Genomic DNA, 13,310 nt, shown 5'->3' with positions numbered 1-13,310 from the left:
TTGACATCACCCTACTTTTCTAGCAATGCTTTAGCTTCTGGATCACTTGGAGTTACACCCATCTTTTGTGCTTTCTTCAAAACATCTTCAATTGGGCCAACGCCACGGAAGGCATCTTCTGGTAAATCATCAAGATGACCATCCAAAATAAGCTTAAAGCCTTTAATGGTTTCCTTAATTGGAACATATGAACCTGGTACACCAGTAAATTGTTCAGCAACAAAGAAGTTTTGTGATAAGAAGAATTGAACTTTACGTGCACGTGCAACGATCAATTTTTCTTCATCTGACAATTCATCCATACCCAAAACAGAAATAATATCCTGTAATTCATGGTAACGTTGCAAAACGTGTTGCACACGAGTAGCAACTTCATAATGCTCTTTACCAACAACTTCTGGGTCAAGGGCACTTGAAGATGATTCAAGTGGGTCAACAGCTGGATAAATACCTTGTTCAACTAAGCTACGTTCCAAGTTAGTAGTAGCATCCAAGTGTGCGAATGTGGTTGATGGAGCTGGGTCAGTATAGTCATCGGCTGGAACATAAACGGCTTGAATTGAAGTAATTGAACCCTTCTTAGTAGAAGTAATTCTTTCCTGCAATTGACCCATTTCTGTTGCCAAAGTTGGCTGATAACCTACGGCACTAGGCATACGACCAAGCAAAGCTGAAACTTCTGAACCAGCTTGAGTAAACCGGAAGATATTGTCGATAAAGAGCAATACGTCTTGACCTTCAACATCTCTGAAGTATTCAGCAAGAGTCAAACCAGTTAATGCAACACGCATTCTGGCACCAGGCGGCTCGTTCATCTGACCAAATACCATGGCAGTCTTACTTAAAACGCCTGAAGCTTTCATTTCGAAGTAAAGGTCGTTACCTTCACGAGTTCTTTCACCAACACCAGTAAATACGGAAATACCACCGTGTTCTTGGGCAATGTTATGAATCAATTCCTGAATGATAGTTGTCTTACCAACACCGGCACCACCGAACAGACCAACTTTACCACCACGTACATATGGTTCAAGCAAGTCAATAACCTTGATACCAGTTTCAAGGATCTCACGACTGGTAGTCAAATCTTCGTACTTAGGTGCTTCCTTGTGGATACCTTCACGAGGGTGATCCTTTGGAAATTCTGGACCACCATCAATTGGTTGACCCAAAACGTTGAACACACGACCTAAAGTATCTTCCCCAACTGGAACTGAAATAGGAGCACCAGTATCTTCGACCTTCATACCACGTTGAAGACCATCGGTAGATTCCATGGCGATCGTTCTTAACACACCATCACCAAGCTCAAGCGTAACTTCAAGGACAATGCTTTCATCCTTGGATTTAAGTACACGCAAGGCATTGTTAATATCAGGCAAGTTCTTATCGGTTGGGAATTTAACATCGACAACTGGGCCGATTACTTGAACGATTTCACCTTCACTCAAAACATCTACCTCCTTTTCTTTATTACTCTAAGGCATTTGCACCACTGATAATTTCGGTAATTTCAGTAGTAATTTGTGCCTGTCTAGCACGATTTAATTTTGTTGTTAAGTTTGATACCAAATCATTAGCATTATCAGTCGCACTCTGCATAGCTGTCATTGAACTAGCATGTTCTGCAGTCTTAGCATCCAAAATAGCACCATAGATTGTTGAACGAGCATACTGTGGAAGCAGCTTCATTAATACGCTGTTAACGTCAGGTTCGATATCATATTCTAATTCTTTATGTGCTTCAGCTTCTTTAACGCCAATATCCAAATCGACAATTGGTAACATTTTTTCAACACGGAATGCAGATGATAATGAGTTAACATGGTGCGTATAACATACATAAAGTTGATCATATACACCATTCAAAAACATCTTAATTGCAGTTGAAACGATTGGTAAAGCCTCATCAAAAGTTGGTACGTCAGATACACCATCTTTTTCGTAAACAACATTAATGTTATTCTTCTTAAAGAATTGTGCACCAACAGAACCTACGGCAAGCACCTTGATCTCGTGTCCTTGAGCACGTTCATCTTCAAAGATGCTCATCATATTCTTAATAACAGAGCTGTTATAAGAACCAACCAAGCCACGGTCACCAGTTACAACTAAGAAACCAGTAGTCTTGATATGCTTACGTGGTTGAATCATATCAGCTGTTATTCCCAAGCCAAAGACATCAGTATAGTCGATCTTCGCAACATTGTTCTTATCGATAGAGATATCTTTGTCACGTAAACTATCTACAACTTGAGAACTGATTAAACGTGAAATCGTTTGACGAACATGATCGTTATAAACGGTATATCCCTTATCACGATTTTCAGTTTGATTCAATTTTGATGCAGAAACCATTCTCATGGCTTCTGTGATTTTACCAGTTTGTTTTACTGAAGCAATTTTTCTCTTTAACTCAAGTAAAGATGCAGGCATAATCTACCTCCTATTTCTTACTTGGTGTAAAGCTTTCACTGAATTCCTCAACGGCTGCTGATAATTTCTTATCATCAGGCAATTCACCAGTTTCACGAATTGTCTTAAGCAAATCAGCATGACTGCTATCAAAGTTATCAAACAATTCATTTTGGAAACGGCTAATGTCCTCAACTGGAACAGAGTCAAGGTAACCATGTGTCAAAGCATAAAGAATCAAAACTTGTTTTTCAACAGGAATTGGATCATGAAGTGGTTGCTTCAAAACTTCAACAGTTCTTTGACCTCTGTTCAACTTAGCTTGAGTTGCTTGATCAAGATCACTACCGAATTGAGCGAAACTTTCAAGTTCACGATAAGCAGCAAGGTCAGTACGTAAAGTACCAGCAACTTTCTTCATTGCCTTGATCTGTGCGTTACCACCAACACGAGAAACTGAGTTACCGGCATCAATGGCTGGACGAGTACCAGCAAAGAACAAATCACTTTGCAAGAAAATCTGACCATCAGTAATAGAAATTACGTTGGTTGGAATATATGCTGAAATGTCTCCGGCTTCAGTTTGAATGATTGGTAAGGCCGTTAATGAACCACCACCAAGTTTGTCACTCAACTTTGCACTACGTTCCAAAAGACGTGAGTGTAAGTAGAAGACGTCACCTGGGTAGGCTTCACGACCAGGCGGACGACGGAGAAGCAAGGAAAGTTCACGGTAAGCGACGGCTTGTTTGGATAGGTCGTCAAATACGATTAATACGTCCCTGCCATTGTACATAAATTCCTCACCCATAGCAGTACCAGCATATGGTGCAATATAAAGCATTGGTGCTGGTTCACTTGGGCCCGCTTCAACAACAATGGTGTAATCCATTGCGCCAAAACGCTTTAAAGTTTCTACTTGAGTTCTAACGGTTGATTCCTTTTGACCAATAGCAACGTAAATACAAATTACGTTTTGTCCTTTTTGGTTCAGGATAGTATCGATAGCTAAACTAGTTTTACCAGTCTTACGGTCACCGATAATCAATTCACGCTGACCACGACCAATTGGAACTAAGGCATCAATAGCCTTAATACCAGTTTGAAGTGGTTGCTTAACGGATTGACGGTCCATAACACCAGGAGCTTTAGCTTCGATAGGACGACTCTTGTCGGCTTTGATTTCACCTAAACCATCAACTGGTTGACCCAATGGGTTAACTACTCTACCGATTAAGGCGTCACCAACAGGAACTTCCATGATTCGACCAGTTCTTTGAACACGGTCACCTTCACGAATATTATCGAATTGACCCAAAATAATGATACCAACATCATTAGATTCAAGGTTTTGCGCAATACCGTATGAACCGTTATCAAATTTTAACAACTCACCAGCTAATACATCATTAAGTCCGTGAGCCCGGGCGATACCATCACCAACATAAGTTACAACACCAACTTCGTTGATATCGAGCTTATCATCGTAATGTTCAAGTTGTTGCTTGATCAAGGAGCTAATTTCTTCCGCTTTAATGCTCAATGGTTTCACCTCTTTTAATTTTTATCAATTATTTGCGCACGGATCTTCTTCAGTTTATTTTTAACTGATCCATCAATCACACGGTCCTTAACTTGAAGGACCACGCCGCCTAATATACTTGGATCAACTTTATTCTCAAGACGCACATTATTTAGGTTATATTTCTTAGCGAAACTTTTACCTAAACGTTTAAGCTGATCATCATCTAGTTTAATAGCAGTAGTTGCTATACCAGATGCAATCTTCTTTTCATTATCATAAAGCAAAACGAAACGGTCAATAATATCAACCAAATCGCCAAAGCGGTTATATTCAAGTAACAAATTCAAAAAGCCTTGAACTTCATCTGAAAAATCCTTTTCAATTGCAGTCAATACAGACTTTTTATCTTTACTACTTAAAATAGGATCGCTGAGGACACTGATGATTTTGGGATTAGCAGTAACTGCTTTTTTTAATTCCGCCATTTCTTCATAAACAGTGTCGAGTACTTTACTATCTTGCGCATAACCGAACAAAGCGGCACCGTAGCGTGCAGCTATTTCTTCTCTACTTAAAGCCATTAATCATCCAACCCCTTAATAAATTGGTCGACTAAATCTTTTTGGTCTTCAGCAGATAAATTCTTAGCAATAACTTTTTCAGCAATTGCTACAGAAATATCAGCAACTTGATCACGTGCAGAATTCAAAGCATCTGTTTTAGCCTTAGCAGCTTCCTCATTTGCTTTCTTTCGAATTGCTGCCGCATCTTCGTTAGCACTTGCTACGATTTCTTTGCCAGTATTTTGCGCATTACTCTTAGCGTCAGAGAGAATTTGTGTCGCTTCTTGTCTTGAGTTCTTCAAGGCAGCTTCACGCTCATTAGCAAGCGTTTCAGCCTTTTTACGATCACTTGCAGCTGCATCCAAGTCATTAATAACTTTTTGCCGCCGCTTTTCCATCATATCTGATACTGGACCCCAAGCATAGTGCTTGACGAGAAGCATCAAGATGGCGAAACAAATTAAATACCAGATAGCATTACCTAGGTAAATATGATGTGAGGCTGCAAACAATGTTTGAATAGTCATTTACTGCCCTTCTCTCTTTTTAATTAAATCCTTCAACTAAAAACTTTTGACTTTCGATTAAAGGAAAAGAATCAAGAAGGCAACAACGACTGACAAAATAGGAACGGCTTCGATCAAACCAACACCAATGAACATTGTTGCTCTTAAGTTACCTGCACTTTCAGGTTGACGAGCCATACCTTCAAGAGTCTTTGAAATAACTTTACCGTTACCAAATGATGCGGCCAAAGCTGCTAAACCAGCCGCAATGGATGCTGCTAGATATTTCATAAATTTATACCTCCAAAAATTTATTCTGTAGTAACTTTCTTACCAATGTAAACCATTGACAAAGTTACGAAAACATATGCCTGGATAGAGCCAATGAAGACAGAGAAACCTTGCCAAATCATGGCTAATGGAGCTGCTAGAATCAATGTGAATGGTCCACCGGCATGTGCCAGATCATTACCGATTAATGTTAGCAAAACTTCACCAGCATAAATATTCCCATAAAGACGTAATGATAGGGTTAAGAAGTTGGTGAACTCTTCAATTATGTTAATTGGAAGCATAAAACCAACTGGTTGCGTATAATTCTTCAAATATCCGCCAACGCCAAATCGTTGTACGCCAAATGTGAACGATAGAAGCAAGGTCATCATTGCAAACGTCATTGTCGCTACTGGATCAGCAGTTGGTGATTTTACAAATACCCAATCATCAACTTTGACTTCAAGGAACATCCCTAATTGGTTCATGAACCAAATGAAAAGGAATAAAACAAAAGCATACAGTGACAAATGCTTCCTTGCATCTACATCACTAACGTTATCATTAACGATACCGTTAGTGAAATCAAGCAGATATTCGAATACATTTTGTCTCTTGTTTGGTTTCATTTCTACTTTTCGTGCAAGCCAAATGCAGATAAGAAAAACTGCTAAAGCCATTAGCGTTGAACCAATGATCCCAGTAAGATCAAAATTCAAGCCCATGAATTTAAAAACAAATGATTTCTCCATTACTTCGTGACCTCCCTTCTCGTGTTGAATAAAACTCGAACACGTAAATCATCTTAACACCAAAAATCATCTTTGTGTAACATGAAAGCGCATTAGAGCTAATATTTTTTTCAAAAAGGACGATTACTTAGTGCCGAATAATCTGTCACCGGCATCCCCTAAACCTGGGAAGATGTAGCCATTAGGCATCAATTTTTCATCTTCAGCTGCTGCATAGATGTCAACATCAGGGTTTTCCTTTTGAACAGCCTTAATACCTTCTGGAGCTGCTACCAAAACTGCTAATTTAATTTCCTTAACGCCACGCTTCTTCAATGCAGCAATAGCATCATTAGCTGAGCCACCAGTTGCAAGCATTGGATCAACGACTAAGCATTCACGTTCAGCAATATCCTTTGGAGCCTTGAAGAAATATTCATGTGGCTTCAAAGTCTTTTCATCACGATACATACCGATAACCGCAATCTTAGCTGATGGTACCATCTCAAGAACACCGTTAAGCATTCCCATACCAGCACGCAGAATTGGCACAATTGTCAATTTCTTACCAGCAATTTCTTTTTGGACTGTCTTACCCATTGGCGTTTCGATTTCAACATCTTCAAGTGGCAAATCTCTTGTGATTTCATAAGTCATCAAACCACCAATTTCACCGACAATTCTACGAAATTCATTTGAACCCGTATCCTTGCGACGAATAATTGTCAATTTATGTTGAATCAATGGGTGATCCAAAACTACAAACTTTCCCATATATGCCTCCTATTATCAAATAACTTAATCACTAAATATTTTAATCAAAAACGCAAAGGGTTTAAAGCCCTTTGCGCCTTATTTTTTATTTATTAAAATGATGTCCGCCAGCTGCTTTGTTCAAACGATTCATATAAGCTAAACTTTCTTCGCCTTCATTGAATCCTTGCACATAAATCGTTTCAATATTATCCATATCATCAAAGTAGCGCAAACCGCCAAACAAATTGTGATCGGCATCAACCAGATTATTGCCCAAATCAAATTTATTTTCTTTAGGCAAATCAATCTTAGCCAAAACTGAACCTAAAGCAGCCACACCAGTTTTTTCATTAAAGTTAATCTTGCTAAAATCAGCTGGATCGTCAACAACAATAACTGGTTCGCTTGGAGCATAGTGACGATACTTCATGCCAGGAGCCTTAGGCACATCTTTATCAGCAACTTTACCAGTATTGATTAAAACTTTTTCACCTAAAACTTCACTTAATTCTTCTGGTGTAATCTCACCGGGACGAAGAACAATGGGTGTCTTTACAGATAAGTCGATAATCGTGGATTCCAAACCAACACGAGTAGGACCACCGTCAATAATGCCAGCAATCTTTCCCTTTAAGTCATGGTAAACATGTTGGGCCGTTGTTGGACTGGGCTTAGTCGAAGTATTAGCAGATGGACCAACGATTGGATAACCTAATTTAGCAATCAAATCATGAGTCAACTGATCATCAGGGCAACGGAAAGCTACTGTATCCAAACCACCAGTTACAGCATCTGGTAAAGTACCTGGTTTTACAAATAAAAGTAAAGTCAAAGGACCTGGCCAAAAATGCTTGATCAATTTCTTAGCTCTTTCTGGGACCTCTTTAGCATAACGTTCCATCATCTTTTCACCAGAAACAGTCACAATTAATGGATTGTCACTAGGACGCCCTTTAGCAGCATAAACACCCTTAACAGACTTTTCATTAGTTGCAATAGCTCCTAAGCCATAAACTGTCTCTGTTGGAAAAGCAACCAGTTCACCTTTTGCCAGTAACTTAACAGCTTCATCCAATTGATCTTTTTTAAAAATCTTAGTTTCCATAATTTTTATTTTTGCCACCTTCCATGAATCATGCGTGGCTTACCGGCCATGTCTTTTCTAAATTCAATATCAAAATCAGGTAATTCCTTAGCAAATAGTTCTTTTAATTGTTCCTCTTCGCTAAAACCAAATTCCAAGAAGAATTCGCCATGACTATTCAAGTGATCACGAACTTGCTTAGCAAACTTCTTGTAGAAGTCTAAACCATCTTTACCTGCAAAAAGAGCTTCTTTAGGTTCATTTTGCAAGACGTTCTTATCCATTACATTCTTTTCAGTTGTTTTGATATATGGTGGATTAGAAATAATCAGATCAAATTTTTCCAAGCCAATTAAGACATTAGCCTTACGTGTTGTCACATCAAGATGATAATTCAAGAAGTTTTCTTCACTTGTTCTTAAAGCAGTATCGGTCACATCACTCGCATATAAAGTTAGAGCCTTGATGCCTTTTTTCTCTGCTTCTTTTGCTAAAGCAACAGTAATACATCCCGAACCGGTACCTAAATCTAAAACTTTATTGCCTGACTTCAATGACTGCAGAGCCCATTCAACTAATTCTTCAGTTTCAAATCGAGGAATCAAAACTCCACGTTGAACCATGATCTTATAACCTAAGAACCAAGCATAGCCCAAAATATATTGCGGGGAAACGCCTTTAGCTAGCTTCTTAATATCTTTATTAGCCTGTTTTACCTGCTCATCGGATAAAACCATGTCTTGCTTCATTTCAAATTCACTGGGTGTTAAATTAAGTCTTTCAGCCAAAACATAATCCACATCTTCTGGTCGAATGTCTTCAGCAGCTTCTCCAGCTTCAATGCGCAAATCTTTTAAAGTATTAGGCATTCTTATCAGCTAACTCCTCTAATTGCTTAGTTTGATTGTAAAGAATCAATGCATCGATGATTTCATCAAGTTCACCGTTCATTACACGATCAAGCTTGTTAATAGTTAAACCAATCCGGTGATCAGTTACTCTGTTTTGTGGGTAATTGTAAGTTCTAATTCTTTCAGAACGATCACCAGTACCAACAGCATTCTTACGTTTAGCATCGTATTTAGCTTGGTTTTGACTTTCATAGTAATCATAAACACGTGATTTCAAAATTTGCATTGCTTTTTCACGGTTTTGCTGCTGACTACGTTGGTCCTGCATAGCAACCACAATACCAGTTGGCAAGTGAGTCATACGAACGGCACTAGAAGTCTTGTTAATGTGCTGACCACCGGCACCACTTGAACGATAAACATCAACACGAATATCCTTAGGATCAATATCAATGTCTACTTGCTCGTATTCTGGCATAACGGCAACAGTGGCAGTTGAAGTATGAACACGACCTTGAGATTCAGTTACTGGGATACGTTGAACACGGTGAGCACCGTTTTCATACTTTAATTTTGAGTAAACCTTGTCACCAGTAATCATGATGGCAACACGCTTGTAACCACCAACTTCTGTTGGTTCGGAATCAATCAAAGAAACTTTCCAGCCTTGTCTTTCAGCGTATTTTTCATACATTCTGAGCAAATCGCCAGCAAATAATGAAGCTTCATCACCACCGGCAGCTCCACGAATTTCCATGATGATATCTTTATCATCATTAGGATCCTTAGGTAGCATTAAGATCTTGATTTGTTCTTCTAGCTTAGGAATTTCTTTTTCAATTTCTGAGTTTTCTTCCTTAGCCATTTCTACTAAATCAGGATCTGAATCACCAGAAATAATCTTCTTGTTGTCTTCAAGTTCTTTCTTATCTTGCTTGTACTTCTTGTACTTTTGAACAACTTCGCGCAAGTCGGCTTCTTCCTTAGAAATCTCCATATAACGCTTAGTATCATTAATAACTTCTGGATCGGCCATCATTTCTTGCAGTTCTTCATAGTGGGCGACTAAACCCTCTAATTGAGCCATAACTTTATCCATAAATTAAATATCCTCTCTATCTCTTAGCATCCGGGTGAAAATAATGGAAACGACATACTGGGTAATAACTCTCATCGCCGCCAATTTGTACTTGTTCACCTTCATAAACAGGCTTGCCATTATTTATTCTCAAATTCATCGTTGCCTTATGACCACAATAATGACAAATAGTCTTCATTTCCTCTATTTTATCAGCAAAAATCAATAAGTTCTCGCTGCCTTCAAATAAATGATTTTGAAAATCATTTTTTAAGCCAAATGTCATTACAGGTATGTTGAACTCATCAACAATTTTAGCGCATTCTAAGACATGATGTCTCTTTAAAAACTGAGCTTCATCAATTAACACGCAAGCTAATTTGCCATCGCCGTCAGCCAAATCTTGTGAATTCATTTTTTTGATATAATCAAATAAATTCATCTCACTAGTAATCGGAATCGCCTTCCTATGAAGTCCAATTCTTGAGGCGACTGTTCCTACGCCACTACGATTATCTAAGCCACTAGTCATTAGGGCGATCTTACGACCTTGGGCTTCGTAGTTATGTGCTACTTTTAAAATTTCAATCGTTTTGCCGCTGCTCATCGCACCATAACGAAAAAATAATTGCGCCACTTTTCGGCTCCTCCCTCTTGATCAAAAAGTCTTTGCCTTAATAGTATAGAGGAAAAATAAAATTTGTGCAGTTAAATGAATAGTAAAACTCGTTTTAATCCCCGCTCTATGCTAAACTAAAACATAGTTTTAAAGTGAGGGATGTACATGAGTTTTAAATCAGGAATCGCTAAAATTGCTGGGAAGTCCAGTTACTGGTTCTTGCACAATGTCTTGAAGGGCGGTACAAGTTTTCCTGGCAAGTTCGCAATGAAAATTGATCCAGATGTGCTTAATTCATTATCTAAAGGCTACGAGACCGTGATCGTCACCGGTACTAACGGTAAGACCATGACTACCGCCTTAATTGTTGAAGCTTTGAAGAAAAAGTATGGCGACGTGTTAACCAACCCATCCGGTTCCAACATGCAACAAGGAATCGTTACTGCTTTCTTAGCTCACAAGCATAAACGCGTTAAGCGCAAGATCGCTGTATTGGAAGTTGATGAAGCAAATGTAAAAATGGTAACGAAGCTGCTTCATCCTAGCGTTTTCGTATTAACGAATATTTTCCGTGATCAGATGGACCGCTATGGTGAAATTTACACGACTTACGACAAAATCGTTAACGGAATCAAGCTAGCTCCTGACGCAACCATTATTGCTAACGGGGATGCCAGCATCTTCTCGTCCGTAGAGTTACCCAACAAGAAGATCTTTTATGGTTTTAAATTAGCAAATGACAAAGCAGACAACGACTTCAAGGCACCAGTTAATACTGATGGCGTCCTTTGTCCAAAATGCGATCATATTTTGCACTACCATGAAAGAATTTACGCTAACTTAGGTGATTTCTTCTGTCCTAACTGTGGTTATCATCGTCCTGATTTAACTTTTACGGTTAATAAGATCATTAATCAAACTCCTAACAGTTTGAAATTCCAAATGGGTAAGAAAGATTACTCAATCAATATTGGTGGTACTTACAACATTTACAATACTTTAGCTGCTTACTCTGTTGCTCGTCACTTTGGCTTAACCGAAGCTGAGGTTGCACAAGCTTTTGCAGAAAATAAACGAATCTTTGGCCGTCAAGAATTAATTCATTACGGTGGCAAGGACATCGATTTGATTCTGGTTAAAAACCCTGTTGGTTTGGACGAAGTATTGCATATGCTAAATACCGAGAAGGATGATTACTCATTGGTAACTTTACTTAACGCTAACCATGCTGATGGGATTGATACTTCTTGGATTTGGGATGCAGACTTCGAAGGTCTTAATCGCAAGAAGATTAAGAAAGTTCTCGTTGGTGGTCAACGTTGGCACGATATGGGCTTTAGATTAGAAATCTCTGGCTTCGATCCAGGTAAGATGAGTACTAACCCAGACGATGATAGTTTAATTGAAGAAATTAAGAATTTACCAACCAAGAAGGTTTACATTCTTTCAACTTATACTGCAATGCTTGCACTCAGAAAGAAAATGGCTGAAAAGAAGATCATCAAGGCTGGTATGTAAAAAAGCAAAAGACGATTCACAAAAATGTGAACCGTCTTTTTTATACAAAAAAATAAAGCCGCATCACTGCGACTTGTTAATTATTGGGATATTGGGGCTCGAACCCAAACATCCAGGAACCAGAATCCTGTGCCTTACCAATTTGGCTATATCCCAGTAAATCACCCGTACGAGAATTGAACTCATAACTCCACCTTGAGAGGGTAGNCCTTGAGAGGGTAGCGTCTTAACCATTTGACCAACGGGCGAATCAACATTCATTATTATGCTGTTTTTGGCTATGCTTGTCAAGTCATTTTGTCTATAATGTTACTAATGGATGGTGAATGTGCATAATGATCAACTATAATAAAACACAACATTTAATTGAATCAATGGTCTTTGAACGCGTTGTACCTGGTGTTAATTACACTTTTATTAAAGGTAAGCAAATCTTCACATCAACAACCGGCTTTGCTAGCATCTATCCTGAAGTTACGCAGCTGAGTCCATTCGCAGAATACGATCTGGCTAGTTTGACTAAAGTTTTGGCTACAGAAAATGAGCTGCTCAAACTCTATGATCAGGGCAAACTCAACTTCACAGAACCATTGCAAGAATTCATACCTGAGTTTAAAGATCCTCGGGTTAGACTTTATCATCTCTTAACTCATACTAGTGGTATTCGTGGTTGGATTCCCCACCGTGATGAATTGAATCATGACGAACTACTTAAGGCACTTATTAATTTGCCAGTAACTGATGAGTTTGAACATAAAATGCGCTACGCAGATACCAACTTTATTTTATTAGGATTAGTAATCAAAAAGATTTTTGATCAACCCGTACAAGAAGTTGCCACCCACGAAATTTTTGATCAAATGCCACTCATTAATACAACTTTTTCGCCTAAAAAAGAAGAATGCGTGCCCACAGCAATTGTTAATGGTCACGTTTTGCAAGGCATCCCCCATGATCCTAAAGCTAGACAGTTAGGAGCGGATTGTGGCTCTGCTGGACTCTTTTCTAACATGCGTGATCTAATCACTTTTAGCCAAGGCTATCTTGGTCTCAAGCGAGATGTCTTGCCTTATAGTCAAGACGTGGTTAGCCAATTATTCGAAGATAAAACGCCACAAAATGTCAAACCGCGTTCTTGGGGCTGGGACTTACGTTTTGATCCTCAAAATCATTACCCAATCATTCTTCATACCGGTTTTACTGGCACATTAATAATTCTAGATCGAATCAAAAAATCAGGTTTAATTTTATTAACCAACCGTGTCCACCCTACTGGTCACAACACAATTTTCTTAGCCATGCGTGAAAAGATTATTCGCAGTTTCTTGACTGAAAATTCTAAAATGTAACAAAAAAGACGACTGTGTGTGATACAATCCCACTAAAGTGGA

At 38.7% G+C, this 13,310-nt stretch carries 14 protein-coding genes and 2 tRNA genes; 2 read left to right on the top strand and 14 right to left on the bottom strand.

The window, feature by feature from the left end:
• Positions 1-11: 11 nt before the first annotated feature.
• The 12 genes from atpD to FC57_RS05105 all read right to left on the bottom strand — a co-directional run bounded on the left by atpD (position 12) and on the right by FC57_RS05105 (position 10,419).
• On the bottom strand, positions 12-1,451 hold the full coding sequence (gene atpD / locus FC57_RS05160; protein ID WP_007126383.1) for a F0F1 ATP synthase subunit beta: 1,440 nt from the start codon (positions 1,449-1,451) through the stop codon (positions 12-14).
• 22 nt (positions 1,452-1,473) lie between these two features.
• On the bottom strand, positions 1,474-2,436 hold the full coding sequence (locus tag FC57_RS05155; RefSeq protein WP_007126384.1) for a F0F1 ATP synthase subunit gamma: 963 nt from the start codon (positions 2,434-2,436) through the stop codon (positions 1,474-1,476).
• A 10-nt stretch (positions 2,437-2,446) separates the two neighbouring features.
• Positions 2,447-3,958, bottom strand: a complete 1,512-nt coding sequence (gene atpA, locus FC57_RS05150; RefSeq protein ID WP_040529745.1) for a F0F1 ATP synthase subunit alpha — start codon at positions 3,956-3,958, stop codon at positions 2,447-2,449.
• Positions 3,959-3,972: 14 nt separating this feature from the next.
• The gene (gene atpH / locus FC57_RS05145; protein ID WP_007126386.1) at positions 3,973-4,521 is read right to left on the bottom strand and encodes an ATP synthase F1 subunit delta; all 549 of its coding nucleotides are present in this window, start codon (positions 4,519-4,521) and stop codon (positions 3,973-3,975) included.
• Positions 4,521-5,030, bottom strand: a complete 510-nt coding sequence (gene atpF / locus FC57_RS05140; protein ID WP_007126387.1) for a F0F1 ATP synthase subunit B — start codon at positions 5,028-5,030, stop codon at positions 4,521-4,523. The genes atpH and atpF overlap by 1 nt, the downstream gene beginning before the upstream one ends.
• A gap of 57 nt (positions 5,031-5,087) precedes the next feature.
• The gene (atpE, locus tag FC57_RS05135; RefSeq protein ID WP_007126388.1) at positions 5,088-5,300 is read right to left on the bottom strand and encodes a F0F1 ATP synthase subunit C; all 213 of its coding nucleotides are present in this window, start codon (positions 5,298-5,300) and stop codon (positions 5,088-5,090) included.
• 20 nt (positions 5,301-5,320) lie between these two features.
• Positions 5,321-6,034, bottom strand: coding sequence for a F0F1 ATP synthase subunit A (atpB, locus tag FC57_RS05130; RefSeq protein WP_007126389.1), 714 nt, complete (start codon positions 6,032-6,034; stop codon positions 5,321-5,323).
• A gap of 123 nt (positions 6,035-6,157) precedes the next feature.
• Positions 6,158-6,787: a uracil phosphoribosyltransferase gene (upp, locus tag FC57_RS05125; RefSeq protein WP_007126390.1), complete on the bottom strand. Its 630-nt coding sequence runs from the start codon at positions 6,785-6,787 to the stop codon at positions 6,158-6,160.
• An 85-nt stretch (positions 6,788-6,872) separates the two neighbouring features.
• Positions 6,873-7,874, bottom strand: coding sequence for an L-threonylcarbamoyladenylate synthase (locus tag FC57_RS05120; RefSeq protein ID WP_040529748.1), 1,002 nt, complete (start codon positions 7,872-7,874; stop codon positions 6,873-6,875).
• Between the two features lie 5 nt (positions 7,875-7,879).
• On the bottom strand, positions 7,880-8,722 hold the full coding sequence (gene prmC, locus FC57_RS05115; protein WP_007126392.1) for a peptide chain release factor N(5)-glutamine methyltransferase: 843 nt from the start codon (positions 8,720-8,722) through the stop codon (positions 7,880-7,882).
• Entirely contained in the window at positions 8,715-9,803 is a 1,089-nt protein-coding gene (gene prfA, locus FC57_RS05110; RefSeq protein ID WP_007126393.1) for a peptide chain release factor 1, read from the bottom strand. Before prfA ends, prmC begins: the two co-directional genes overlap by 8 nt.
• A 16-nt stretch (positions 9,804-9,819) precedes the next feature.
• The gene (locus FC57_RS05105) at positions 9,820-10,419 is read right to left on the bottom strand and encodes a thymidine kinase (RefSeq protein ID WP_007126394.1); all 600 of its coding nucleotides are present in this window, start codon (positions 10,417-10,419) and stop codon (positions 9,820-9,822) included.
• A gap of 147 nt (positions 10,420-10,566) precedes the next feature.
• Here FC57_RS05105 and FC57_RS05100 point away from each other — a divergent pair, with 147 nt between their 5' ends.
• Positions 10,567-11,919 (top strand): Mur ligase family protein, encoded by a 1,353-nt coding sequence (locus FC57_RS05100; RefSeq protein ID WP_007126395.1) that lies wholly within the window; start codon positions 10,567-10,569, stop codon positions 11,917-11,919.
• Positions 11,920-12,002: 83 nt separating this feature from the next.
• Here FC57_RS05100 and FC57_RS05095 read toward each other — a convergent pair.
• Together FC57_RS05095 and FC57_RS05090 are read right to left on the bottom strand one after the other, a co-directional pair.
• Positions 12,003-12,075 (bottom strand) — tRNA-Gln (locus FC57_RS05095).
• A 5-nt stretch (positions 12,076-12,080) separates the two neighbouring features.
• A tRNA-OTHER gene (locus FC57_RS05090) sits at positions 12,081-12,167 on the bottom strand.
• A gap of 87 nt (positions 12,168-12,254) precedes the next feature.
• Between FC57_RS05090 and FC57_RS05085 the strand changes: the two genes are divergently transcribed.
• Entirely contained in the window at positions 12,255-13,268 is a 1,014-nt protein-coding gene (locus FC57_RS05085) for a serine hydrolase domain-containing protein (RefSeq protein WP_007126396.1), read from the top strand.
• Positions 13,269-13,310: the final 42 nt, after the last annotated feature.

This window comes from Lactobacillus ultunensis DSM 16047 (assembly GCF_001436305.1).
GTDB classification, from domain to species: Bacteria; Bacillota; Bacilli; order Lactobacillales; family Lactobacillaceae; genus Lactobacillus; species Lactobacillus ultunensis.
This window is presented reverse-complemented; position numbering and strand designations above follow the sequence as displayed.

What these genes read in the sequence shown, in the direction of transcription:
- FC57_RS05155 (WP_007126384.1), bottom strand. Translation starts at nt 2,436, where the DNA reads ATGCCTGCATCTTTACTTGAGTTAAAGAGAAAAATTGCTTCAGTAAAA.
- atpH (WP_007126386.1), bottom strand. Translation starts at nt 4,521, where the DNA reads ATGGCTTTAAGTAGAGAAGAAATAGCTGCACGCTACGGTGCCGCTTTG.
- atpF (WP_007126387.1), bottom strand. Translation starts at nt 5,030, where the DNA reads ATGACTATTCAAACATTGTTTGCAGCCTCACATCATATTTACCTAGGT.
- atpE (WP_007126388.1), bottom strand. Translation starts at nt 5,300, where the DNA reads ATGAAATATCTAGCAGCATCCATTGCGGCTGGTTTAGCAGCTTTGGCC.
- atpB (WP_007126389.1), bottom strand. Translation starts at nt 6,034, where the DNA reads ATGGAGAAATCATTTGTTTTTAAATTCATGGGCTTGAATTTTGATCTT.
- upp (WP_007126390.1), bottom strand. Translation starts at nt 6,787, where the DNA reads ATGGGAAAGTTTGTAGTTTTGGATCACCCATTGATTCAACATAAATTG.
- FC57_RS05120 (WP_040529748.1), bottom strand. Translation starts at nt 7,874, where the DNA reads ATGGAAACTAAGATTTTTAAAAAAGATCAATTGGATGAAGCTGTTAAG.
- prmC (WP_007126392.1), bottom strand. Translation starts at nt 8,722, where the DNA reads ATGCCTAATACTTTAAAAGATTTGCGCATTGAAGCTGGAGAAGCTGCT.
- prfA (WP_007126393.1), bottom strand. Translation starts at nt 9,803, where the DNA reads ATGGATAAAGTTATGGCTCAATTAGAGGGTTTAGTCGCCCACTATGAA.
- FC57_RS05100 (WP_007126395.1), top strand. Translation starts at nt 10,567, where the DNA reads ATGAGTTTTAAATCAGGAATCGCTAAAATTGCTGGGAAGTCCAGTTAC.
- FC57_RS05085 (WP_007126396.1), top strand. Translation starts at nt 12,255, where the DNA reads ATGATCAACTATAATAAAACACAACATTTAATTGAATCAATGGTCTTT.